Genomic DNA, 23,153 nt, shown 5'->3' with positions numbered 1-23,153 from the left:
ATTAGCTTTTTGATGGCTTATCAGGGTCTAATAAAATAGCATACACCTGAAACCCAAAACCTAGTAAAACTAATGTAGGAGCTAATCGTATGCGTCTCCAACTAAAAATCTCTGGATTAAAAACATTAGGGTCATCACTGCCGCCTCCAGACATCAAAATAAAACCTAAAGCAATACAAGCTAAACCTATAAGCATAAACTTATAGTTTTTCTTTCCGAAGATAAAGGTGTCTTTTGAGTCTTCTTTTCTTTTCTGTTCTCCCATAATCTTATTTTTAGTCTTCAGTGATGTTATTGTTCTTAAACTCTGTAAATATTATAGTATCGCCTATGGCTAATTGCGAAATATGGCTTGATACTCCTGTCCAAAGTTTAGGTAAGTGCAAAGTAACAGTTTTATTTAAAACTTTTGCGTTAAGAGAATCTAAATTTAATCCGCGTTCTAATCCACGATTTATATAGTAGCGTTGTCCGCTAGTAGTCTCAAAAGTAATGTCGTATGATGTAGCTTCTTCTATTTTAGTTATTGTTCTTGTTTCTGTAACGCAAGATGACTTTTCTGTATTGTTTATTACAAGCGAACCTAAAAGCTTAAAGCCTAAAAAGCCAATTATAACCAGAGTGCTTATTATAATAAGACCTTTTTTCATACTAGTAATACAGTTGGTCGGTTTTCAAATTCAAGAAACGTTGGGTAGCAATAAATGTGCTTATCCAAGTAATAACAATACCTAGCAAAAAGATACCAGCAAACAATAAGCCTATTAGTACAGGGTTTTGTAATAAATTAAGTTCTGGAAAAGTTTTATTTATATAATATAAAACTACAGCCATACCGCCTAGAGCTACAATAGCGCCTATAATTCCTAGTCTTACACTTTTCCATACAAAAGGACGTCTTATAAACTGTTTAGTAGCACCAACCATTTGCATGGTTTTTATAGTAAATCGTTTTGAGTAAACAGATAGCCTTATCGAGCTGTTTATTAGTAGTACAGCAATCACGGTAAACAAACCGCTTAAAACCAATATCCAAAAACTAATTTTCTTTACATTGTTATTCATAAGGGTTACCAAGTCGTTATCATAGCGCACTTCATCAACAAAGCTTTTACTATTGGCTTCTTCTGCTATTTTCTCTAACTGTTCTGCGGTAACAAAATCAGCTTTTACATGCACATCAATAGAGTTTAGTAATGGGTTAAACCCTAAAAAGTCCATAAAATCTTCACCGTTTTCGGCTTTCATAGATTCTGCGGCTTGCTCTTTTGAGACATATTCGGTAGATTTTACATAATCTGCCATAGCAAGACTTTTTTCTAGCTGCTTGGTTTCAACCTCTTTTGCTGAATCTTTTAGGTAAATTGTTACAACAACTTGCTCTTTAAAATGATCGGATACCTTTTTAGCATTTAATACCAAAAGGCCTAAAACGCCTAGTAAAAACAATACTAAAGCGATACTTAATACGACAGAAAAATACGAAGATATCAATCGGCGTTTTTGATACTTTTCAAACGATGAACTCATAAAACGAATTAGTTAATGTTGTAAAAATATAAAAGATATTTATTCCCTTAAGGTTTATAACGTTGAAACTTTCAACATTGTTATAATAACCGTAAATTTGCGCTTTCAAAAAAACGCAGAAACTCATTCGGATGACATACAATTTCAACGAAATCGAAGCCAAGTGGCAAAAATATTGGGCAGAAAACCAAACGTTTAAAGCAGAGAATACGAGCGACAAACCTAAATATTATGTGTTAGACATGTTTCCGTATCCATCAGGTGCTGGACTTCATGTTGGGCATCCATTAGGATATATTGCTTCAGATATTTATGCACGTTACAAGCGTCATAAAGGATTTAATGTACTACATCCGCAAGGCTATGATAGCTTTGGGTTGCCGGCTGAACAATATGCTATTCAAACAGGCCAGCATCCAGCAATTACTACAGAAACCAACATTGCTACCTACAGAAAGCAATTAGATAAAATTGGCTTTTCTTTTGATTGGAGCAGAGAAGTACGCACAAGTAATCCAGAGTATTACAAATGGACACAATGGATTTTTATTCAGCTTTTTGAGTCTTGGTATAACAACGATACCAACAAGGCTGAACATATAGATACCTTGATTGCTAAATTTTCTTCTGAAGGAAACACCAACATCAATGCGGTGTGTGATGATAACATCATAAGCTTTACTGCTGATGAGTGGAACAACTTTTCTTCTGAAAAGCAACAAGAAATATTATTGCAATATAGACTAACATACCTAGCAGAAACCGAAGTTAACTGGTGCCCAGCTTTAGGTACAGTTTTAGCAAATGATGAAATCGTTAATGGCGTGTCAGAGCGTGGCGGACATCCTGTAATTAGAAAAAAAATGACCCAATGGAGTATGCGTATTTCTGCCTATGCAGAACGATTACTTCAAGGGTTAGATACTATAGATTGGACAGACTCTCTAAAAGAAAGCCAGCGTAACTGGATAGGAAAGTCGGTTGGAGCAAGTGTGACTTTCAATGTTGAAAATCACGATGAAACTATCGAGGTATTCACAACAAGACCTGATACCATTTTTGGTGTAAGTTTTATGACATTGGCACCAGAGCATGAGCTAGTAACCAAAATAACAACACCAGAGCAAAAGGTTGATATAGATGCCTACATTCAGGCAACAGCAAAGCGTAGCGAGCGTGACCGTATGGCTGACGTAAAAACTATTTCAGGTGTATTTACCGGAGCTTATGCCGAGCATCCGTTTACAAAAGAGCCTATTCCTATCTGGATTGGCGATTACGTATTGGCTGGCTATGGTACTGGCGCTGTAATGGCAGTACCTTGTGGCGACCAGCGTGATTATGATTTTGCAAAACATTTCAATATTGATATCCCTAACATTTTTGAAGGTGTAGATATTAGCCAAGAAGCCTTTGCTGATAAAGATAATACCATCATTGCCAATAGCGATTTCCTTAACGGAATGAACTATAAAAAAGCAACCAAGCGCGCCATTTTTGAGCTTGAACAAATTGGGCAAGGCGAAGGAAAAACCAACTACCGCTTACGTGATGCTGTATTTAGTCGTCAGCGTTATTGGGGCGAGCCATTCCCGGTATATTACGTAAATGGTATGCCGCAAATGATTGAGCAAAAACACTTACCTATTACCTTACCAGACGTAGAAAAATATTTACCTACAGAAAGCGGTGAGCCGCCATTAGGTCGCGCAGATGTTTGGGCTTGGGATACACAGTCAAACCAAGTAGTAAGCAATGATAAAATTGATGATAAAACCGTATTCCCACTAGAGCTTAACACCATGCCAGGTTGGGCAGGAAGCTCTTGGTACTTTTTCCGTTATATGGAAGAACAAGCCAATCGCGGTAACACATTTGCTAGCGAAGAGGCACTTCAATATTGGGAAAACGTAGATTTATACATTGGTGGTAGCGAGCACGCTACAGGACATTTATTGTATGCGCGTTTCTGGACCAAGTTTTTAAAAGATAGAAACTTTGTAGGCGTTGATGAGCCGTTCAAAAAACTCATAAACCAAGGAATGATACTTGGGACGAGTGCTTTTGTTAAACAATTAAACTTTGTTTTTGAATATAAAAATGAAAGTGATTTAACAGAGGATACGCCAACAGCATCTATATATTTTAAACATATATATATGTCAGATGATTTAAGTAAAGATTTAAGTAAAGTAGAAGATTTATTATCTAATTTAATCAAAAATGATCGTGATTACGAGAGTTTAATTGAACTTCTAGAGTCTGGTAAATTTAAAGAAAGACCTAATATTTTCTTTTATGATAAACATGCAGATGTATCTTTCGTTAACGCTTCAGATGAATTAGATACCGAAGCTTTTAAAAACTGGAGACCTGAATTTAAAGATGCAGTTTTTATTACAGAAGAAGATGGTACTTTTAAAGTAAATCGAGAGGTCGAAAAAATGTCCAAGTCCAAATACAATGTCGTAAACCCTGATAACATTTGCGAGCAATATGGTGCAGACAGTTTACGTCTTTACGAAATGTTTCTTGGGCCATTAGAGCAAGCAAAACCTTGGAATACTGCTGGTATTACAGGAGTTCATGGGTTCCTTAAAAAACTTTGGAAACTTTACAACGATGATAACGGTAGTAAAGTAAACCAAGCAGAGCCAACAAAAGACAACCTAAAAACCTTGCATAAAACCATAAAAAAGGTCGAGGAAGATATAGAGAACTTCTCGTTCAATACATCGGTATCTACCTTCATGATTGCCGTAAACGAGCTTACTACACAAAAATGTACAAGCAAAGCTGTGTTAGAGCCGTTATTAGTATTGCTATCGCCTTATGCACCGCATATTACCGAGGAGCTATGGAGCCAATTAGGAAATACACAAAGTATAGCCACGGAACCATTCCCTAAATTTGAAGAGAAACACTTGGTAGAAAGTAGTAAAAACTACCCAATTTCTTTTAATGGTAAAATGCGTTTCACGTTAGAGTTGCCTTTAGATATGTCAAAAGACGATATCGAAAAAACAGTAATGGCTCACGAGAAAACACAAGAACAACTACAAGGGCGCACACCTAAAAAAGTCATTGTAGTACCAGGTAAAATTGTAAACATTGTAGGATAAACAGCGTATATCCTTATTGTAATACTTTAAGCACTCATGCTGTCATAAATCATTTTTGACAGTTTGAGTGTTTTTTTTATGCCTTAAAAAATAAACACATCAAGTTCATTATCTTTAACTCTTAAAACCAACAATATGAAATACCTTGTTACGCTATTAGTTTTATGTTTGTCTTTATCAGCTCTTTCACAAAATGATTCGCTACAATTCCCACAAGATTTTTACGGAGTTTACAAAGGCGACCTGCATATCACTAACCAAAACATAAAGCAAACCATACAAATGGAGTTTCATTTAAACCCAACAGATACTTCGGGTAAATATCAATATATGCTGGTTTATATTATGAATGGCGACCGCCAAGAACGCCATTACAATCTTATAGAACAAGACAAAGAAAAAGGGCAATATATTGTAGATGAAAACAACGGCATTTTATTAGATGCGCAACTTATAGATCACACGCTATACGCCATGTTCGAAGTTCAAGGCAACATACTTACTACCACAGAACGTTTTTACAAAAATAGCATGGATTTCGAAATTACATTTGCAAGTAAAACAAAGCAAAGAGAATCCGAATCTAATGATGAGCAAGCAACTCAAGTTCTCTCATACCCAATCTTGGTAGTACAAAAAGCACACCTAATAAAACAGTAAACTGACAAAATTTCTTAACGTAAATTTGGCTTATTTTTTGCAATATATCTTTAAATTTACATAACTAAAGAAGAAACAATGATAGGATATTATATATTAATAGGAGCCATAGCTCTAGTAAGTTGGTTAGTAAGTAATCAATTAAAACGAAAATTTGCTAAATACTCTAAAGTAAGATTACGTAATGGCATGACAGGACGTGAGATTGCTGAAAAGATGTTAGCAGATAACGGTATTTATGATGTCGAAGTTATTTCGGTTTCAGGTCAATTAACAGACCATTACAACCCTAAAAACAAAACAGTAAACTTAAGTGAGCCAGTTTATAATCAAGCAAACGCTGCCGCTGCCGCAGTTGCCGCACACGAGTGTGGTCATGCCGTACAGCATGCACAAGCTTATAGCGCTTTAGGTATGCGTTCAGCATTAGTACCTATTGTAAGTGCTACATCTGGTATGTCACAATGGTTAGTAATAGGTGGTTTAGTATTAGGAGCAGCTGCTGGAGTAGGATTAGGATATTGGGTAGCTGTTGCTGGATTACTATTTATGGGCTTTGCAACCTTATTTAGCTTCATTACACTACCTGTAGAATACGATGCCAGTAATAGAGCACTAGCATGGTTAAAAGCAAAAAACATGGTAACCCCTGAAGAGTATAAAGGCTCTGAAGATGCACTAAAATGGGCTGCCAGAACTTATCTTGTAGCAGCAATAGGAGCCTTGGCGTCATTGCTATATTGGGCATTACAAGTGTTTGGAGGAAGAGACTAAAAATTTAAACCAAAATATAAAACCCTTTCAATACTGTTGAAAGGGTTTTTTTTATGGAGTAAAGCAAGATTTTAATACAATATACTTTAGATGTATACCAAGTATATGCCGACTATAAGCCGAGTATATGCCGACTTTGTACCGACTTAACTTGGGGTTATATTCATATAAACCATAGGTGACATTCGTAACAAATCACGAATACCTATATCTTAATCTGTCTATCTATTTGTTGTTGTAATGAAATAAATGTTTCGGTTCTAGAAACACCACTTATAGATTGTATATCCTTATTTAATACCTGCATCAAATGCTCGTTATCACGACACAGTATCTTAATAAAAATACTCCAATTTCCCGTAGTATAATGGCACTCTAAAACTTCTGGTATTTTTTGTAATTGTTTTACAGCTTCAGGATTACTCATAGCTTTATCTAGGTAAATACCTATAAAAGCCATAGTGGTATAGCCTAAAGTCTTTGGGTTAATAACAAATTTAGAACCTGCTAGCAACCCAGACTTTTCTAACTTTCTTAACCGTTGATGAATAGCAGCGCCAGAGATGCCAACCTGTCTTGCTATTTCTAAAACAGGGGTTCTAGCGTCTTCCATTAAAGCACGTAGTATCTTTTTATCAATACCGTCAATTTGTATGTTTTGGTTTATTAGTTTCATACTTTAGGCTAATAAATGAGTGATTTTTACGCTAAATATGTAATTAAAGGTACAATATTTATAAGCAACTTAATGATTATACATGCAGTTGGTTATAGCCTAAATAAGGAACATCATATTCCTTAAAAGTAATGTCATACTTTTCTAGCTCTTCCAATATAGGACCATAAACTTCTTTTGTAATAGGTATTTGTACACCAGGAGTTGTTATAGTTTTATTTAGCACAGCTAATGTAGCTATAGCAACAGGCAAACCTACTGTTTTAGACATAGCAGTATAGGTGTCATCTTCACCAATAGTTACCATAGTTGAGTCTATTTGATGTTTTTTTCCGTCTAATTCATAGCCAAACTTATGGTACATAACAATCATGTCCTTGTCGTCTTCTGCAAGTGCCCAACTATCCATTAATATTTTTTGAAGTATTTGAGCTGGTGTTGCTTGTTTAAGCTCAACCATTTTTTTAGAACTAAATAAATCTAACTCTATTAATTTGTCCCAAATAATATCATCTTGATCTATCTTTAGTTGGTACCTAAACTTTAGTTCAACAGAATCAGTAGGACTGTAAGGTAAAAAGCTATTTACAAAATCACGATAGCTCATATTTTCGCTATCTTCAATAGTATAGCTGTCATCTGTCATACCTAGTTGAACAAACATATTCCAAGCACGGCTAAAACCAACACGGCGCATAGTGCCACGATATAGTGTTTTTATATTTTCAAGTCCGTAAACACTTTGGTATTTTAAAGAGTCTCTGTTGGCATAAGCTTCAAAACGTCCGTAACCTTCTACATCAAGAAACTCTGTACGTCTAAATAGCCTGTTATAAGGAATATATTTATAGGTGCCTTCTTGCAAGAATTTTGCAGCACCACCTTGTCCTGCTACAACCACATTTCTCGGGTTCCAAGTAAATTTGTAATTCCATAAGTTGTTGTCACTTTCAGGAGCTACAAGCCCACCTGTAAATGATTCAAACAATAACATTTTACCGCCTTTCGCACGAATCTTGTCAATAACTTTCATAGCGCTCATATGGTCAATACCTGGATCAACGCCTATTTCGTTCATAAATACAAGGCCTTTATCTTTTGCAGCTTTATCTAAAGCATGCATTTCATCGCTAACGTATGAAGCGGTTACCATATTCTTATTAAATGTAATACAGTCTTTAGCAACTTCTATATGAAATCTAGCAGGAAGCATACTAACTACAATATCGGCATTTTGTATAGCGCTTTCGCGTGATTGTTTGTCAAAAACATCAAGCATTATAGCTTGAGCGTTTTCATGATTGTTTGTTAGCTTTTTAGCATGGCTAAAATTAATGTCGCCAACAATTATTAATAGGTTTTCTTTTACTGAGTGATCTAGTAAATATTTTATAAGGTATGATGCAGATTTTCCTGAACCAATAACTAAAATCTTTCGCATAGTGGGATTTGTTGAGTAAATTTGTAAGCACGAATTTACTAAATAGAAAGTGTATTAAAAAACGCAATACATTATTTGATATGAATAAAAAAATATTAATAACAGGAGCCATTTTAGGAATTTTAAGCATCATTTTAGGCGCTTTTGCAGCGCATGGCCTAGAGAAACTTATTTCTGTTGATGCACAACAAACATTTGAAACAGGTGTAAAATATCAAATGTATCATGCGTTGTTATTATTATTTGTAGGAGGCACAACTCTAATAACACCAAAAGCAAAAAAAACCATACTGTACTTAGTAATCCTAGGAATTGTGTTTTTTTCGGGCTCAATCTATGGGCTAGCAACCAATGATTTATCAAGTTTTGATTTTAAAACAATAGGGCTTATAACGCCTGTAGGTGGCTCATTATTAGTTGTTTCTTGGTGTGTTTTGTTAATAAGCTTTTTAAAACTACCTGCTGATAAATAAGGTTTTTAGTGTGTACTTTAAAATAATATTATAATTTTGCACTATAAACAACATAAAGAAATTATGGTCGATCATACCCAAGCAACGAAATCGATTTCGTTAGAACAATACGGAATTAAGAATGCTAAAGTAAACTATCAACTATCCCCAGAAAAACTTCATGAAATTGCTATTGAAAAAAAACAAGGTGTTGAGGCATCTTCAGGAGCATTAGCAATTAATACAGGAGAATTTACTGGACGCTCTCCAAAAGACAGATTTATAGTAAAAGACGATGTTACTAAAGATCGTATTTGGTGGGGAGATATCAACATTCCGTTTGATTCGGATGCCTTTGAAAAACTATACAATAAAGTAACTGATTACTTATCAGAAAAAGAAGTTTTTGTAAGAGACAGCTATGCATGTGCAGATGAAAATTATAAACTAAATATACGCGTTATTAATGAGTACCCTTGGAGTAACATGTTTGCGTATAATATGTTTTTACGCCCATCTGAAGATGAGTTAAAAAACTTTACACCAGAGTGGACAATTGTAAACGCTCCAGGTTTTATGGCAGATCCTGAAGTAGATGGAACACGTCAACACAATTTTGCTATACTAGATTTTACTAGAAAAATAGCACTTATTGGAGGTACAGGTTACACAGGTGAAATTAAAAAAGGAATCTTTTCTGCTCTTAACTTTATTTTACCAGTATTTAAAAATACATTGCCAATGCACTGTAGTGCCAATGTAGGTGAGTCTGGAGATACAGCTATCTTTTTTGGGTTGTCAGGAACAGGAAAAACAACGTTGTCAGCAGATCCTAACCGTAAACTAATAGGAGATGATGAGCATGGTTGGACTAACGAAAACACCGTTTTTAACTTTGAAGGCGGATGTTATGCTAAAGTAATTAACTTATCTAAAGAAAACGAACCTGACATTTATAATGCGATAAAGCCAGGAGCTATATTAGAAAACGTAATTCTTAATGATAATGGAGATGTGAATTTTGAAGACACATCTATTACTCAAAATACGCGTGTTAGTTATCCAATTCATCATATCAACAACATTCAGCAACCGTCAATAGGAAAAAATCCTAAAAATGTATTCTTTCTAACAGCCGATGCTTTTGGTGTATTGCCTCCTATTTCAAAACTTACACCAAGCCAGGCTGCTTATCACTTTATTTCTGGGTATACAGCAAAAGTTGCTGGTACTGAAGCTGGAGTAAAAGAACCTCAACCTTCTTTTTCAGCCTGTTTTGGAGCACCATTTATGCCATTACATCCTACTAAATATGCAGAGATGTTAAGCAAAAAAATGAAAGAAGCAGGTGTGAATGTTTGGTTGGTTAATACAGGTTGGACAGGTGGTCCTTATGGCGTTGGTACCCGAATGAAATTGAAGTATACACGTGCTATGATAAATGCTGTACTTAACGGTGATTTAGGGTTGTATTCATATGATGATTATCACATTCATTCAGTGTTTGGTGTAGCACAACCTAGAACTTGTCCAGGTGTGCCAACAGAGGTTTTAAGCCCAAGAGCAACTTGGAAAGATGATGAAGCTTATTACACTGCAGCATTTAAGCTTTCAAATGCATTTAGAGAAAACTTTAAGAAGTTTGAAAGTTACGCTAATGAAGAAATAAGAAGAGGCGGTCCGCAACGATACGCTTTTTAAATAAAAAGTAAACTAATTTTCTTACAAAAGCGGCTCATTAGAGTCGCTTTTTTGCATTTATAGCGCGGTCATAAATAGCTGAAATACAATAAAATTAGGTGTAATGCATTCGCATTTTTTGTTTACATAATTATTATGAGGTAACTTTATATGCATGTAATTTTAACCACGTATAATATGAAAAAAACTACTTACTTTATAGCAATATTTATTGCGTTTCAAACACTTATGTTTGCTCAAGTAACATCTATACCAGATGCTAATTTTGAACAGGAATTAGTAAATTTAGGTATAGATTCTGATGCTACTGTAAATGGTCAAATCTTAACTGCAGATGCTGCAGCTAGAACATCTTTTATAGATTTATCTGGATTAGGAATTGCAGATATGACAGGTATTGAGGCTTTTGTTAATTTAACCGCATTGAAGTCTTCAGGAAACACATTTACAACAATTGATTTAACTTCAAATTTAGCTCTTAACGATTTAAATTTAAGTGATTCAGATATCTCTACATTAGATTTATCTGGAAATGTAAACTTAACAAAACTAAACGTTTCATACTCTTTAAACTTAACAACTTTAGATTTAACAAGTAATGTATTATTAGCAGATTTAAATACTGAAGAGTGTAATAATATAACAAGTATAAACATTACAGGTTTAACAACCTTGGTTGATGCTAATGTAAAGGATAACGATTTAAGTAGTTTTGATGTTTCTGCAAATTTAGGATTAGAAACTATTAACGTTAGACAAAATCAACTTACAAGTTTAGACCTTTCTAGTAATGGTGCTTTAACGGAAATAAATGTTGGAGGTAATGGAATGACAAGTTTAGATTTACGTAATGGTAATAATGTAAATGTAACGTCATTTATAGGAACATTTAATAGTGATTTAAAATGTGTTTTTGTTGATGATCCAAATGCAGCTTATTTAACTAATGTAGCTGTTTGGGAGAAAGATGGTAATAGTAATTTTGTTGCAAATCAGATTGAATGTGATAATCTAACTTTGAATATTAATGAAATAGATTTTAGTACTTTTTCATTATATCCAAACCCAGCAAAAAACACTCTCAATGTAAATGTAACTTTAGCAACGGCTACTATTGAAATTTACAACATTACTGGACGTAAAGTGTTGTCAAAACCTTTAACATTTGGAGACAATAGCTTAAATATTTCATCACTACAATCTGGTGTTTATATTACAAGGGTTTCGTCTAGCACAAGTACAGAAACAAAAAAACTTATAGTTAAGTAATATTACAATTCAAACTAAACTAATTCAATAAAAAAAGCACAACTTAAATGTTGTGCTTTTTTTATATTTTGAAGGAAAATAGGTTATTTCTTCTTATTAGTATCTTTTATATACTTTTCAAGAGCCATTGTCATAGATGGTGTTTCAGGTGTTGGAGCTGCAATATCAACTCTTAATCCGCGTTCTTCAACAGCCTTGATTGTTGTGTTACCAAAAACAGCAATACGTGTGTCATTTTGTTTAAAATCTGGGAAATTGTGAAATAATGATTCAATTCCAGAAGGGCTAAAAAACACTAAAATGTCATAATAAACATTTGCCAAATCTGATAAGTCACTAATTACAGTTTTGTAAAAAATAGCTTCTTTCCATTCTACATTTAAAGCGTTTAAAGTTTCAGGAACTTCAGGCTTTAATTTGTCTGTAGTTGGTAATAAAAACTTCTCGCCTTTGTATTTTTTGATTAGTGGAGATAAATCAGAAAAAGTACGCTTACCAACATATATTTTACGTTTTCTGTAAACAACATATTTTTGAAGGTAATAAGCAACAGCTTCAGACTGACAGAAATATTTCATGGTGTCAGGAACTTTAAAACGCATTTCTTCAGCTACTCTAAAAAAGTGATCAACAGCATTTCTACTAGTTAAGATAATGGCTGTATAATTTTTTAAATCAACTTTTTGTAATCTAATTTCTTTAGCATCTACACCTTCAACATGAATAAATGGTCTGAAATCAATTTTTACTTTTTGCTTTTCCTGAAGATCAAAATAAGGCGAATTTTCTATTTTAGGTTCTGGTTGAGATACTAAAATTGTTTTCACTTTCATATGGTTTTGTCATTTAGAGTCTTAATTATTCTATAAGAAACTTATATAAAATAATATAAGGTGTGATTTCAAGTGCGCAAAGATACAAAATAAAATAAAACAAGTTCTTTTTTATTATGTTTTGGTGCATTTTAAATGAGGTTATTAGCCCAATACATAAAACCAAAAGCAATAAAGAAAACGCAATGTATATGGCAATGTTGTGAGACTCTAATGTGTATAGCATTAGCGCGTTTATAGGTATTAAAACAAGTCCTAAAAAGTTTGTGTAGCTTATTTTTTGAAAAAGAAAATTATCAACAAAATTATCAATTTCAAACAGGCTGCCTATTAGTCGTTCTAGTAATATTTTTATAAGAAAAAATGAAGCTACACCAACTAAAACTTTGATAACAAGCGTGTTGCTGTAATCGGTGATTGCATAAAAGCTTTTTACACAAAGGAAAAGAAAAATTGATAAAGAAATAACAAGGTTTGTAAACAATAGAGCATCAAAACCATCAACAAACTTTTGATCTTTAGAATATATTTTAAGATATTTTGAGTTCCAAACAACTTGCGTAAAGTCATGAAATCGTTTGCCGTTTGTAGCCTTGGCAATACCAATACAAACAAGCCCAATAATAATGAGCACGGTAAATAATTCATTTGAAAACATTTCGCGAAGCATGTTGTAAAATTATTACAAATAATATTACAGCTTGTCTTTTTTTAAGGAATATTTAAAAAAAAGTCAATTTTAAATGATGTACATTTGCTGAAATTAAAATGTTTCACACCTGTTGCATTTGTCGCCATTAAGAAGTAATTTTAAAAGTTAGATGAAGGACGCCATTGTCATAATTCCTACCTACAACGAAATAGAGAATATAGAGGCAATAATTCATGCTGTATTTTCATGTAGCGATATGTTTCATATTCTTGTGGTAGATGATAATTCGCCAGATGGTACTGCAAAAAAAGTTATAGAACTTCAAGACGTTTACAAAGACAAGTTATTTTTGTTACAAAGGCAGGAAAAAACAGGTTTGGGAACCGCGTATATTGCTGGTTTTAAATGGAGCCTGAAAGAGAATTATGAGTATGTTTTTGAAATGGATGCTGATTTTTCACATAACCCAAACGACTTAATAAAACTCTATAATGCTTGTCATAATAATCAAGCAGATGTGGCAATAGGCTCTAGATATGTAAAAGGTGTCAATGTAGTAAATTGGCCAATGAGCAGGATACTTTTATCATATTTTGCGTCAAAATATGTACGATTTGTAACTGGTATGAAAATACATGACACAACTGCGGGTTTTGTATGTTATAAACGCGATGTTTTAGAAACAATAGATTTAAATAATATCAAATTTGTTGGTTACGCTTTCCAGATTGAAATGAAATTTAAAGCGTACTTAAAAAAGTTTAATATTGTTGAGGTTCCTGTAATTTTTACAGATAGAGCAAAAGGAAAATCAAAAATGAGTGGTGGTATCATTTCAGAAGCTATATTTGGAGTGATAAACATGAAAATAAAAAGTTTATTTAAAAGATGATTATGGCAGAAAAAACAGTTCTTATAAAAAATGCTAAAATTGTTAACGAAGGTAAAGTTACAGAAGGAGATATTCTTATAGAAGGCGATTCTATAAAAGAAATAGCAAGCTCTATAAGTGCAAAATCTGCCGATGTAAAAGTAATAGATGCAGAAGGTAATTACGTGCTACCTGGTGTTATTGATGATCAAGTGCATTTTAGAGAACCAGGCTTAACACATAAAGCAAATATAGAAACCGAGTCTAAAGCTGCCATCGCAGGTGGAATTACTTCGTTTATAGAAATGCCAAATACAAGCCCTCAAACAACAACCATTGATGCGCTAAATGATAAATTTGACATAGCTTCACAATCATCATATGCGAATTATTCTTTTATGTTTGGAGGAACCAATGATAACCTTGAAGAAATAAAAAAGGTAAACACAAAAGAAGTTGCTGGCTTAAAGTTGTTTTTAGGATCTTCAACAGGAAACATGCTTGTAGATGACCCAGAAGTTATTGAAAATATTTTTTCAAGTACCGATATGGTTATATCAGTACATTGTGAAGATGAAGCCACTATAAAGAATAATTTAGAGATTTATAAGTCTGAATATGGCGATGACATTCCAGTAAAATTTCACCCAAATATTCGCAGTGAGCAAGCGTGTTATTTGTCATCATCACGCGCTATAGAATTAGCAAAGAAAACAGGAGCAAGACTGCATGTTTTTCATTTATCAACAGGAAAGGAAACAAATTTGTTTTCAAATAAAGTGCCTTTAAAAGATAAGAAAATCACAGCCGAGGTTTGTGTTCATCATTTGTGGTTTTCTAATGAAGACTATGATACTAAAGGAACTTTAATTAAGTGGAATCCAGCAGTAAAAACCACTAAAGATCGTGATGATTTATGGAAAGCGTTACTAGATGACAGAATAGATGTTATAGCAACAGACCATGCACCACATACACTAGAAGAAAAACAAAATGTTTATACAAAAGCGCCTTCTGGAGGACCATTGGTTCAGCATGCATTAGTAGCTATGCTAGAAGCATATCATAATGACAAAATATCTTTGCCTAAACTGGTTGAAAAAATGTGTCATAACCCAGCTATTTTATTTCAGGTAGAAAAAAGAGGCTATGTAAAAGAAGGGTATTTTGCTGATTTGGTTATTGTAGATTTAAACAATCCATGGACAGTAAAAAAGGAAAACATTTTATATAAATGTAAATGGTCTCCTTTTGAGGGTTCAACTTTTAAGTCTAGAGTTACACACACTATTTTAAATGGTCAGTTGGTTTATGAACATTTTAAGTTTAATGGTGTAAAAGCGGCTAAACGACTAACGTTTAATAGGTAGACTATGAAAAATGTAATACGACTTTTTGTAATACTTGTATTAATAAGTGCTTGTAAAGGAATAGATAAACCAGATAAACCTGACAATCTTCTTTCTAAACAGGAGATGGTAAATGTGTTAATTGACTTATCTTTAATATCTTCAGCAAAAGGCGTTAATAAAAAAACATTAGAAAACAATGTGTCATCACCAAAAGCGTTTATTTACAAAAAACATCATATAGATAGTTTACAATTTGCTTTAAGCAATCAATATTACGCTTATAACTCTGAAGTTTACACAGAAATATTAAATCATGTAAGTGATAGCTTGAATACGCTTAAAGATATTTATCAAGAGAAAGAGAATGAAGAGTTAATGAAGAGAAGAGAGAAAGACTCTATAGATAGAAAAAATAAAGGAGATTCTTTAAAACTGAAAAACACTAAAAATAAAAAGAAGAAGCCAGTTAAAATACTGTAGTTTTATTTGTGAAACTGTTTAGCGACTTTTAAAATCTCATCTTCAACCGGAGAAAAATCATAGTTTAAAGCATCTACTATTTTAGCATTATTGTAAATGCTTTTTGATGTAAGCGTATGTGCTAATTGCTTACTCAAGCTTCGGCGTTTTCTTGTTATTTTACTATATAACCAATCTAATCGCCAACCTATTTGTAACAAAAAGTCACTTGCCTTTTTTGTAGGAGGTTTTACGTTAAGATGTTTTGCTACCAGTGATAAAAAAGTTTTATAAGATAGGTTTTCTGATACCAAAATAAAGCGTTCATTAATAATGTCGCTTTTCATGAGTTTTGTCATTATAGAAACAACATCAGAAACACCAACATAACCCACATGTCCTTTTGTGTAATAAGAAAGTCCTTTATGCACTTTTTTAAAAATAAAACCGCTACCATGATTCCAAATACCACCACCTATAATTACACCTGGGTTTACAATCACGGCATTTAAGCCTTCTTGAGTGCCTCGCCAAACCTCAATTTCAGCACCGTATTTGGTTATTCCGTAAACACTGTTGTCAGCTTCAGGATTCCAATAAGTGTTTTCATCTATTGTTTTTCCTAAACTAGCTTTTCCAAGAGTTGCTACAGAACTTACATAACATAGCTTTTTTACATTACTCGCAATGCATAAGTTTACTATGTTTGCTGTTCCATCAATATTTGTTTTACGTAATAAATGATATTTATTAGGTTCAAAACTTACAAAAGCCGCACAATGGTATACATGACTAATATCAACAAAAGCTTCAGATAAAGCAGGGATGTCAAGTAAATCAGCCTGAATCCAAGTAATTTTATTGAATAAAACCTCGTTATTTTCAGAATAATAAGAAAATACCTTTTTTACAATTTCTAGCTTCTTTTTATTTCTATAAATAGCTTTTACTTGCTCATTATTATTAACAAGTTGATATAATAAATGCGATCCAACTAAACCTGTGCCTCCTGTAACTAAAATCATAAAACTAAAGTAAAGAATTATTCATAAACGTTTAGGTTTTATGCATTGATTTTTATCTTTGTTACCATTAAATATGATTTAGAAATTATGGCAAACAATTTAGTAGAAGAATTACGATGGCGAGGAATGGTGCATGATATCATGCCTGGGACAGAAGACCAATTGAGTAAAGAAATGACAACCGCTTATATTGGTTTTGATCCAACATCAGATGCATTACATATTGGTAGTTTAGTGCCTATAATACTGTTAGTGCATTTAGAAAAAGCAGGACATAAGCCTATTGCATTAGTTGGTGGAGCAACTGGAATGATAGGAGATCCTTCAGGAAAAAGTGACGAACGTAATTTGCTAGACGAAGCTACTTTAAATCGTAATGTAGCTGGAATTAAAAATGTGTTGTCAAGATTTTTAGATTTTGATTCTACTGCAAAAAATGCTCCAGTATTAGTAAACAACTACGACTGGATGAAAAATTTTAGTTTTATAGATTTTGCCCGTGATGTAGGTAAGCGTATTACCGTAAATTATATGATGGCTAAAGACTCTGTAAAAAAGCGTTTTTCAGGAGAAGAAGGTAGCATAGGAATGTCATTTACAGAATTTACTTACCAGTTAATTCAAGGGTATGATTTTTACCATTTGTACAAAGAATATAATTGCTTATTACAAATGGGAGGAAGTGATCAATGGGGAAATATAACAACAGGTACAGAGCTTGTAAGACGTATGAATGTTGGTGAAGAAGCAAAAGCCTATGCAATGACTTGCCCGTTAATTACTAAAGCTGACGGATCTAAATTCGGAAAATCAGAAGGTGGAAATATTTGGTTAAATGCTGATAAAACTTCGGTGTATAAATTTTACCAGTTTTGGTTAAATACCAGTGATGAAGATGCTGAAAAATATATTAAAATATTTACGTTTTTAGATAAAGAAACTATTGATGAGCTAATAAAAACGCATAAAGAAAATCCTGGTTTTAGAGCATTGCAAAAAAAGCTAGCAGAAGAAGTAACAACATTTGTGCATAGCAAAGAAGACTTTGAAACAGCTGAAAAAGCATCAAATATTTTATTTAGTAAATCTTTTAAAACAGACATTAAAACACTAGATGAGAATACGTTTTTAGATGTTTTTGAAGGCGTGCCTCAAGCAACTGTAACAAGAGAAGACATAGAGTCTGGGATTGATATGATTGCAGCACTTTCGGCAAAAACAAACTTTTTAAACTCTAACGGAGAAGCGCGCCGTGCTTTAAAAGAAAATTCTGTGTCAGTCAATAAAGAAAAAGTAAAAGAAGACTACCAGTTAACTGTAGATGATTTAATAAACGACAAGTATATTATAATTAATAAAGGAAAGAAAAACACTTACATTATTGTAGTTTCATAAAAAAACGCCTGATAAATTTTATCAGGCGTTTACAATTAACCAACCAACTAAAAAATCTTTCTTTTTCTTAGCTGTTATATTAGTCGTAATAATATTTGTTTCCTTACAGAACCATTAAATTACATCCTCTAATATCAGAATTATCAAATCTTCCTATAATTTCAAAGGAGTTATCATCATGTACGCGACCTAAATCTTGAGTCGCTATAAAAGAGCAAGAGTTTATATTGGCAAGATCTATTACGTTTATTCCGCCTGTTTTATTAGTGTCTTGTATGGTTAAGGCATCTTCGGTATCGCGTGTAAGTATTTTCATCCAGTTAGGGCATTTAAAAATACCATGGCCATGTGAGTAAGCCTGACTTAATAATTCGGTCATACCATATTCACTATGAATAGCATCAACGCCAAAACCTTTTTTTAATTCAGTATGAAGTTCTTGTCTAATCATTTCTTTTCTTCTGCCTTTCATACCGCCAGTTTCCATAACAATAGTGTTTTTAAGGTTAAAAGAATAGCTTGCTATTAAGTCTAATAAGGCAAACGAAACACCTATTAATAATACCTTTTTACCACTATTATCAAGCGTGATTAGTGTTTCTTTTAGTTCTGATAAATTGTCAAGATAAAATCCACTTTTAGGCTCTTTTGAAGATTTTATTAAGTCATCTACCATATAAATTAAAGAAGAACCTTCTCTTTCTAAATAAGATGGTAATAATGCCAAAACTGTGTATTCTGATATGTCACCATAAAAAACCTCAAAAGCTTTTTTAAAACTATTTTCATATACGTCAAGATTAGTCACATGGTGTTTGCTGCTAACACTTCCTGTCGTGCCAGAGCTAGTAAAGGTTTTCTCTATGGATTTTTGAGATGAAATAATAGCGTGTGTTTTAAAAAACTGAATAGGTAAAAAAGGTATTTCTTTTATGTCTTTTATGTCACTTGGGTGTATGTATAATAAATCACAAAATGATCTATATGTTGCATTGTTTTCAAATTGATGTTTAAAAACCGAAAGCGCCATAGTTTCAAACTCTTTTTGAGTTTTTATATTAAAAATATCATAGGTGTTTATCATAAGTACAAAAGTATATAAAAATAAAAAGCGCTACCAGTGGTAACGCTTTTTAAAATTGTATTAAAAAAAAGATTATTTAACTACTAGTTTTTTTGTAGCTGTTTGTCCGTTTTGATTAATGTTGACTATGTATATACCAGCATGTAATGTTGATACATTAAGTGTATTGTTTGAAATCGTATTTGATAATACTTGTTTGCCTAACATATCAAATACTATTACATTAATTTTTTCGTTTGAAGCACTAGTAATGTTCACAAATCCTGTGTTTGTTGGATTAGGAAATACAGAAAACACATTTGTAGTTACATTAACAGTTGATAAAGATTCGCAGCTAGATGTAGGTCTGGTTCCTAATACAGGACAGTTGCTGTAAGTGACTAACTCAACATTAGATAAATTCCAATCAGAATAACCATCAGCACCGTCATCTAAATATTGAATACTAATAAATACATCTGTTCCAGATAAGCTTGATAAATCAACTTCTACAAGTCCTTCATCACTTTCTGTGATTGTTTGTAAAAGTGACCACGTTGTATCATCAGGGCAACCAGAATAGTTTGCTGTGTAGTTTACTGCTAGTGGTGTATCTCCATAATTTTCTTGAGCATCAAACTTTAATGTAAGGTCTGTTACGCCGCTCATGTCTAGAGGCCCAAAAAGTAACCAAGAGTTTACAGGTTCAGCGCATCCACCACCACAGTATCCGTTCATGTTGTAAGTGCCACTGCTTAATGTCCAAATATCGCCGTTAGTGTTTTCTGTGTTAGTGAATATTTCAAATTTTTCAGTTCCATTGCTTAAGTCAAAACATGTTGTTTGTGTAGGTTCGCAATGATCTGCAGGAACGGTTCCTGATGATGAAATTACTGAACAGTCACCGCCTTGAAAACTTACATCCCAATTATCGCCTTCAGAAAGTCCAGTGATTGTGATTGTACCATTTTCTGTTACAGCAGGGTTATTTCCACCAACAGTGCCAAAAGTTGTTAAAACATTAGTTATAGTAGCATCTACTCCTGTGTAAGGAATATTTACTGTTACATTGTCGTTATTGTCTCCAATAGTGCTTGTTGCACATGTGTATGTGGCTGTACCTAAAGTAATACCACAAGATGTAGAGAAACCTGTCCAAGAAATATCATCAATAATAACTTGCTTACTAGTAACATTTACAATTTCAATAACAGAATTAATAGGTTCATTTATATTTAGAACAGTAAAGACATGTTCATCATAATCGTCAAAAGCTTCAGAAGTTCCATAAGATGTACCATTAATAAATAGTTCAACTTGTCTACTTCCTCCTCCGGTAAATCCTTTATAAAGTTTTACAGAAAAATTTCCTATTCCGCCTGTAATAGAACTAGAAGTTATTTTGCTATTGTTTGATGAGCGTCTTAACATTAATGCAGGTAGTGTTATTCCTGAACCATTATCGTCAGAATTTCCATCTCTTGATGCCACATAAGACCAAGTAATACCATTATTGCCAACAAAAGAGTTTGTTCCATAGTTGCTGGTGGCGTTAGAGTTTGTGAAATCTTCTAAACCTTGTCCAAATGACATTATTGATGTCAACAAAGTAAAAATTAAAAAGTAAATGTTTTTCATGATTAAAATTTGTGATTTATTTGGGGGTAAAAGTAGTGCCATAAACAAAAAAAGCCAACTCAATAGTTGGCTTTTAATGATTTGATAATGTAAAGTTAGTAATTACTTGATAACAAGTTTTTTGCTAACTGTATTGTTGTTTTGAGATAGCCTTAAAATGTAAACACCAGAATTTAAAGATGAAACATTTAATGTGTTATTAGTTAATGTGTTATTTAATACTTGTTTTCCTAGAATATCATATACAGCAACTTTTATTGCTTCGTTAGAACTGCTTGAAATATTTACAGTTCCATTTGTTACAGGGTTAGGGTAAATATTAAATTCATTATTAGCATTGAAATTAACTCTAGATAAAGTTAAGTCTGTTAAAGAACGGGCAGTAACTTGAGGAGAACCTCCAAACTCTCCAACAAATACTACAATGTCATTTGCTCCAGAAGGAATAGTTTCACCTATGTAATCTGCTTCAGCAAAATTTGTTCTAAAGTTTATAATAGAAACACCACCTCTAGAAGAAGTGTCCATTAAATCATAGTCAGCACTAGCAGCAAACGTGCTACCAGCGTCAAAAAATGTTGCTTGATTAATTTGGATTAATTTAGATTCGTAATCTTCCCAGTTAGTCAATAATGTAGCGATAGTTACAACTTCAGGAGTAACTGTTGCACCAACAGCTACAGAAGCATCTGCAGAAGGCACAAATTGTAGCACACCATTAAATTCAGATGTTTGACCAACTAAACCACTAATTCCATCACCAATAGCGAAAGTTGTAGTGATTGTTCCTGCTGAATCATCAATTAAAATCCCAGTGCCACTCGTGTCTTGAGCATATTTTTGATTTCTATTTGTTCTTGTATATGTAATAGTTGGTGTACTCATTATTTCGTAGAAACCACCAGTGCCATTTGTTGCAACATCAGCGCGTAAGGCAGCTAAATCAGCAACTTGAGTTACAGAAGAAACTGTAAATGTTACAGAGGTTGTAATCGCAGGGTCAAAAGAAGCGTGAGAGTTATTAACTAACTCTAAATCTACTGTGTGTTCACCATCAGCTAAACCTGTTAAACTGATTGGGTCTGTATCATATTTCATTACAATTCCACCACCATCAACAGTATAGTGAATATGACCATCTCCAGTACCGTTAGCAACAATAAAGTTTTGTATGCTTAATTCAATATCAACATCACCACTAACAACTGTTGAGTTATCTGCAGGAGATAAAACAGCTATAGATGGAGTTGTTTGAGCTTCAACTCTAAAATCATCAACAATCATTACTGAAGATCCTGTGAAGTTAGCAGAAATGTCATAAAATCTAAGGCCGAATTCAACATCGCCAGTAGCATCAGCTGTATATTCATAAGAAACAGTTTGCCATTGATTTAACAATGATTCATCAGAATAATTTCGGTAATCTCCAGCATAAAGTCTTGCTCTACTACCATTGTCTAATTGGTAAATTTGTACAGAAACATTATATACTACACCAGCAACAACACTAATAGATTGTCTAAAATCTGTATCTCCTTGACTAGCTGTTGTAACTTCAAAATTAGCAGCAAAAGAACCTTCGGCTACAGTAGTAGTCTCTTGTGTTATTGTAGTTCCAGACTCTGAAGACCAAGTTCCTAAAACACCTGTGCTCCATGTTTCAAAACCACCATTTACAGCTATGTTTTGGCCGAAAGTAAAACAAGCTGTTAAAGCAAATAATAAAAAGTAAAGTTTCTTCATAATATCTTATATAAAAATTTGAATAACAAATATACAGAGATTTTAGCATTTATACCAATGCGTGAAGTGTTTAAGTCGCTTTTTTACAATAAGATAATGTTAGTGTTACTTTATAATAAGCTTTCTGGTGGCTGTTACGTTCTTTTCTGTAACTTTAAGAATATATACGCCTTCTTTTAATTGAGCTACATTTAACTCTTTAGAAGTAAGAGTTTTTTTTAAAATACGTTTTCCTAAAACATTATAAATCTCTATTTCCTTGTTGAAATTTCCTTTTGTTATAATATATACTTTGCCATTACTTACAGGATTTGGGTATATAGATAAGCCTTCAATGTTTTCAACAGGAGTATTGTTTTCATACAAAGATTGGCTAAAAGCACTTTCAGCAATCAGCATGCTAAATATAAAACATAGATAAAGTGTAATTTTATGTGCCATATAATAAAGATATAAATTAAAGATACTAATATGTATTCAAAATTTATACCAAAAAA

Annotated in this window: 22 protein-coding genes; 10 read left to right on the top strand and 12 right to left on the bottom strand. The window is 33.0% G+C overall.

Annotated features, from left to right (window positions below):
• Position 1: 1 nt before the first annotated feature.
• The 3 genes from ACN5J3_RS05505 to ACN5J3_RS05495 are packed head-to-tail and all read right to left on the bottom strand — an operon-like array spanning position 2 to position 1,530.
• Positions 2–265, bottom strand: coding sequence for a DUF3098 domain-containing protein (locus ACN5J3_RS05505; protein ID WP_344726426.1), 264 nt, complete (start codon positions 263–265; stop codon positions 2–4).
• A gap of 10 nt (positions 266–275) precedes the next feature.
• A complete protein-coding gene (locus ACN5J3_RS05500) occupies positions 276–650 on the bottom strand; it encodes a hypothetical protein (RefSeq protein WP_344726424.1) in 375 nt (124 codons plus the stop codon).
• A 1-nt stretch (position 651) separates the two neighbouring features.
• Positions 652–1,530: a cell division protein FtsX gene (locus ACN5J3_RS05495; RefSeq protein ID WP_344726422.1), complete on the bottom strand. Its 879-nt coding sequence runs from the start codon at positions 1,528–1,530 to the stop codon at positions 652–654.
• 131 nt (positions 1,531–1,661) lie between these two features.
• Between ACN5J3_RS05495 and ACN5J3_RS05490 the strand changes: the two genes are divergently transcribed.
• From ACN5J3_RS05490 to ACN5J3_RS05480, 3 genes are all read left to right on the top strand, one after another.
• Positions 1,662–4,652, top strand: coding sequence for a leucine--tRNA ligase (locus tag ACN5J3_RS05490; RefSeq protein WP_418511047.1), 2,991 nt, complete (start codon positions 1,662–1,664; stop codon positions 4,650–4,652).
• 135 nt (positions 4,653–4,787) lie between these two features.
• The gene (locus tag ACN5J3_RS05485) at positions 4,788–5,312 is read left to right on the top strand and encodes a hypothetical protein (RefSeq protein ID WP_418511046.1); all 525 of its coding nucleotides are present in this window, start codon (positions 4,788–4,790) and stop codon (positions 5,310–5,312) included.
• Between the two features lie 78 nt (positions 5,313–5,390).
• Positions 5,391–6,086, top strand: coding sequence for a zinc metallopeptidase (locus ACN5J3_RS05480; protein WP_417290630.1), 696 nt, complete (start codon positions 5,391–5,393; stop codon positions 6,084–6,086).
• Between the two features lie 205 nt (positions 6,087–6,291).
• Here the strand turns inward: ACN5J3_RS05480 and ACN5J3_RS05475 are convergent, their stop codons facing one another.
• Both ACN5J3_RS05475 and ACN5J3_RS05470 read right to left on the bottom strand, forming a co-directional pair.
• Positions 6,292–6,762: an Lrp/AsnC ligand binding domain-containing protein gene (locus tag ACN5J3_RS05475; RefSeq protein ID WP_417290631.1), complete on the bottom strand. Its 471-nt coding sequence runs from the start codon at positions 6,760–6,762 to the stop codon at positions 6,292–6,294.
• Between the two features lie 76 nt (positions 6,763–6,838).
• Positions 6,839–8,203, bottom strand: coding sequence for a saccharopine dehydrogenase family protein (locus ACN5J3_RS05470; protein ID WP_417290632.1), 1,365 nt, complete (start codon positions 8,201–8,203; stop codon positions 6,839–6,841).
• An 80-nt stretch (positions 8,204–8,283) separates the two neighbouring features.
• Here ACN5J3_RS05470 and ACN5J3_RS05465 point away from each other — a divergent pair, with 80 nt between their 5' ends.
• The 3 genes from ACN5J3_RS05465 to ACN5J3_RS05455 all read left to right on the top strand — a co-directional run bounded on the left by ACN5J3_RS05465 (position 8,284) and on the right by ACN5J3_RS05455 (position 11,625).
• The gene (locus tag ACN5J3_RS05465) at positions 8,284–8,676 is read left to right on the top strand and encodes a DUF423 domain-containing protein (RefSeq protein ID WP_418511045.1); all 393 of its coding nucleotides are present in this window, start codon (positions 8,284–8,286) and stop codon (positions 8,674–8,676) included.
• A gap of 63 nt (positions 8,677–8,739) precedes the next feature.
• Positions 8,740–10,356 carry a phosphoenolpyruvate carboxykinase (ATP) gene (gene pckA / locus ACN5J3_RS05460; protein WP_417290634.1) on the top strand — a complete coding sequence of 539 codons (1,617 nt, stop codon included), beginning with the start codon at positions 8,740–8,742 and terminating at the stop codon, positions 10,354–10,356.
• Between the two features lie 177 nt (positions 10,357–10,533).
• The gene (locus tag ACN5J3_RS05455) at positions 10,534–11,625 is read left to right on the top strand and encodes a T9SS type A sorting domain-containing protein (RefSeq protein WP_418511044.1); all 1,092 of its coding nucleotides are present in this window, start codon (positions 10,534–10,536) and stop codon (positions 11,623–11,625) included.
• An 83-nt stretch (positions 11,626–11,708) separates the two neighbouring features.
• Here the strand turns inward: ACN5J3_RS05455 and ACN5J3_RS05450 are convergent, their stop codons facing one another.
• Together ACN5J3_RS05450 and ACN5J3_RS05445 are read right to left on the bottom strand one after the other, a co-directional pair.
• Positions 11,709–12,458, bottom strand: coding sequence for a uroporphyrinogen-III synthase (locus ACN5J3_RS05450; protein WP_344726404.1), 750 nt, complete (start codon positions 12,456–12,458; stop codon positions 11,709–11,711).
• Between the two features lie 25 nt (positions 12,459–12,483).
• The gene (locus ACN5J3_RS05445; protein WP_417290636.1) at positions 12,484–13,128 is read right to left on the bottom strand and encodes a DUF4271 domain-containing protein; all 645 of its coding nucleotides are present in this window, start codon (positions 13,126–13,128) and stop codon (positions 12,484–12,486) included.
• 151 nt (positions 13,129–13,279) lie between these two features.
• On the opposite strand from ACN5J3_RS05445, the gene ACN5J3_RS05440 reads away from it, so the two are divergent.
• The 3 genes from ACN5J3_RS05440 to ACN5J3_RS05430 are packed head-to-tail and all read left to right on the top strand — an operon-like array spanning position 13,280 to position 15,813.
• On the top strand, positions 13,280–14,002 hold the full coding sequence (locus tag ACN5J3_RS05440; protein WP_344726400.1) for a polyprenol monophosphomannose synthase: 723 nt from the start codon (positions 13,280–13,282) through the stop codon (positions 14,000–14,002).
• Positions 14,003–14,004: 2 nt separating this feature from the next.
• On the top strand, positions 14,005–15,351 hold the full coding sequence (locus ACN5J3_RS05435) for a dihydroorotase (protein ID WP_418511043.1): 1,347 nt from the start codon (positions 14,005–14,007) through the stop codon (positions 15,349–15,351).
• Positions 15,352–15,354: 3 nt separating this feature from the next.
• Positions 15,355–15,813: a DUF4296 domain-containing protein gene (locus ACN5J3_RS05430; RefSeq protein WP_417290639.1), complete on the top strand. Its 459-nt coding sequence runs from the start codon at positions 15,355–15,357 to the stop codon at positions 15,811–15,813.
• 2 nt (positions 15,814–15,815) lie between these two features.
• Here ACN5J3_RS05430 and ACN5J3_RS05425 read toward each other — a convergent pair whose 3' ends face one another.
• On the bottom strand, positions 15,816–16,817 hold the full coding sequence (locus tag ACN5J3_RS05425) for an NAD-dependent epimerase/dehydratase family protein (protein WP_418511042.1): 1,002 nt from the start codon (positions 16,815–16,817) through the stop codon (positions 15,816–15,818).
• 87 nt (positions 16,818–16,904) lie between these two features.
• Between ACN5J3_RS05425 and tyrS the strand changes: the two genes are divergently transcribed.
• Positions 16,905–18,212 (top strand): tyrosine--tRNA ligase, encoded by a 1,308-nt coding sequence (gene tyrS, locus ACN5J3_RS05420; RefSeq protein ID WP_418508578.1) that lies wholly within the window; start codon positions 16,905–16,907, stop codon positions 18,210–18,212.
• A 103-nt stretch (positions 18,213–18,315) separates the two neighbouring features.
• Here the strand turns inward: tyrS and ACN5J3_RS05415 are convergent, their stop codons facing one another.
• The 4 genes from ACN5J3_RS05415 to ACN5J3_RS05400 all read right to left on the bottom strand — a co-directional run bounded on the left by ACN5J3_RS05415 (position 18,316) and on the right by ACN5J3_RS05400 (position 23,097).
• A complete protein-coding gene (locus ACN5J3_RS05415) occupies positions 18,316–19,296 on the bottom strand; it encodes an acyl transferase (protein WP_417290642.1) in 981 nt (326 codons plus the stop codon).
• Positions 19,297–19,368: 72 nt separating this feature from the next.
• Positions 19,369–20,913 carry a T9SS type A sorting domain-containing protein gene (locus ACN5J3_RS05410; RefSeq protein WP_418511041.1) on the bottom strand — a complete coding sequence of 515 codons (1,545 nt, stop codon included), beginning with the start codon at positions 20,911–20,913 and terminating at the stop codon, positions 19,369–19,371.
• Between the two features lie 102 nt (positions 20,914–21,015).
• Positions 21,016–22,656 (bottom strand): T9SS type A sorting domain-containing protein, encoded by a 1,641-nt coding sequence (locus tag ACN5J3_RS05405; RefSeq protein ID WP_418511040.1) that lies wholly within the window; start codon positions 22,654–22,656, stop codon positions 21,016–21,018.
• Positions 22,657–22,761: 105 nt separating this feature from the next.
• Positions 22,762–23,097, bottom strand: coding sequence for a T9SS type A sorting domain-containing protein (locus tag ACN5J3_RS05400; RefSeq protein WP_418511039.1), 336 nt, complete (start codon positions 23,095–23,097; stop codon positions 22,762–22,764).
• Positions 23,098–23,153 lie beyond the last annotated feature (56 nt).

It is taken from the genome of Corallibacter sp. (assembly GCF_048381695.1).
Classification (GTDB): Bacteria; Bacteroidota; Bacteroidia; order Flavobacteriales; family Flavobacteriaceae; genus Corallibacter; species Corallibacter vietnamensis.
Note: the sequence above shows the minus strand (reverse complement) of the source record. Positions and strands in the feature narration are given on the sequence as shown.

Coding starts and splice junctions, on each gene's coding strand:
- ACN5J3_RS05505 (WP_344726426.1), bottom strand. CDS start 265: ATGGGAGAACAGAAAAGAAAAGAAGACTCAAAAGACACCTTTATCTTC.
- ACN5J3_RS05500 (WP_344726424.1), bottom strand. CDS start 650: ATGAAAAAAGGTCTTATTATAATAAGCACTCTGGTTATAATTGGCTTT.
- ACN5J3_RS05495 (WP_344726422.1), bottom strand. CDS start 1,530: ATGAGTTCATCGTTTGAAAAGTATCAAAAACGCCGATTGATATCTTCG.
- ACN5J3_RS05490 (WP_418511047.1), top strand. CDS start 1,662: ATGACATACAATTTCAACGAAATCGAAGCCAAGTGGCAAAAATATTGG.
- ACN5J3_RS05485 (WP_418511046.1), top strand. CDS start 4,788: ATGAAATACCTTGTTACGCTATTAGTTTTATGTTTGTCTTTATCAGCT.
- ACN5J3_RS05480 (WP_417290630.1), top strand. CDS start 5,391: ATGATAGGATATTATATATTAATAGGAGCCATAGCTCTAGTAAGTTGG.
- ACN5J3_RS05475 (WP_417290631.1), bottom strand. CDS start 6,762: ATGAAACTAATAAACCAAAACATACAAATTGACGGTATTGATAAAAAG.
- ACN5J3_RS05470 (WP_417290632.1), bottom strand. CDS start 8,203: ATGCGAAAGATTTTAGTTATTGGTTCAGGAAAATCTGCATCATACCTT.
- ACN5J3_RS05465 (WP_418511045.1), top strand. CDS start 8,284: ATGAATAAAAAAATATTAATAACAGGAGCCATTTTAGGAATTTTAAGC.
- pckA (WP_417290634.1), top strand. CDS start 8,740: ATGGTCGATCATACCCAAGCAACGAAATCGATTTCGTTAGAACAATAC.
- ACN5J3_RS05455 (WP_418511044.1), top strand. CDS start 10,534: ATGAAAAAAACTACTTACTTTATAGCAATATTTATTGCGTTTCAAACA.
- ACN5J3_RS05450 (WP_344726404.1), bottom strand. CDS start 12,458: ATGAAAGTGAAAACAATTTTAGTATCTCAACCAGAACCTAAAATAGAA.
- ACN5J3_RS05445 (WP_417290636.1), bottom strand. CDS start 13,128: ATGCTTCGCGAAATGTTTTCAAATGAATTATTTACCGTGCTCATTATT.
- ACN5J3_RS05440 (WP_344726400.1), top strand. CDS start 13,280: ATGAAGGACGCCATTGTCATAATTCCTACCTACAACGAAATAGAGAAT.
- ACN5J3_RS05435 (WP_418511043.1), top strand. CDS start 14,005: ATGGCAGAAAAAACAGTTCTTATAAAAAATGCTAAAATTGTTAACGAA.
- ACN5J3_RS05430 (WP_417290639.1), top strand. CDS start 15,355: ATGAAAAATGTAATACGACTTTTTGTAATACTTGTATTAATAAGTGCT.
- ACN5J3_RS05425 (WP_418511042.1), bottom strand. CDS start 16,817: ATGATTTTAGTTACAGGAGGCACAGGTTTAGTTGGATCGCATTTATTA.
- tyrS (WP_418508578.1), top strand. CDS start 16,905: ATGGCAAACAATTTAGTAGAAGAATTACGATGGCGAGGAATGGTGCAT.
- ACN5J3_RS05415 (WP_417290642.1), bottom strand. CDS start 19,296: ATGATAAACACCTATGATATTTTTAATATAAAAACTCAAAAAGAGTTT.
- ACN5J3_RS05410 (WP_418511041.1), bottom strand. CDS start 20,913: ATGAAAAACATTTACTTTTTAATTTTTACTTTGTTGACATCAATAATG.
- ACN5J3_RS05405 (WP_418511040.1), bottom strand. CDS start 22,656: ATGAAGAAACTTTACTTTTTATTATTTGCTTTAACAGCTTGTTTTACT.
- ACN5J3_RS05400 (WP_418511039.1), bottom strand. CDS start 23,097: ATGGCACATAAAATTACACTTTATCTATGTTTTATATTTAGCATGCTG.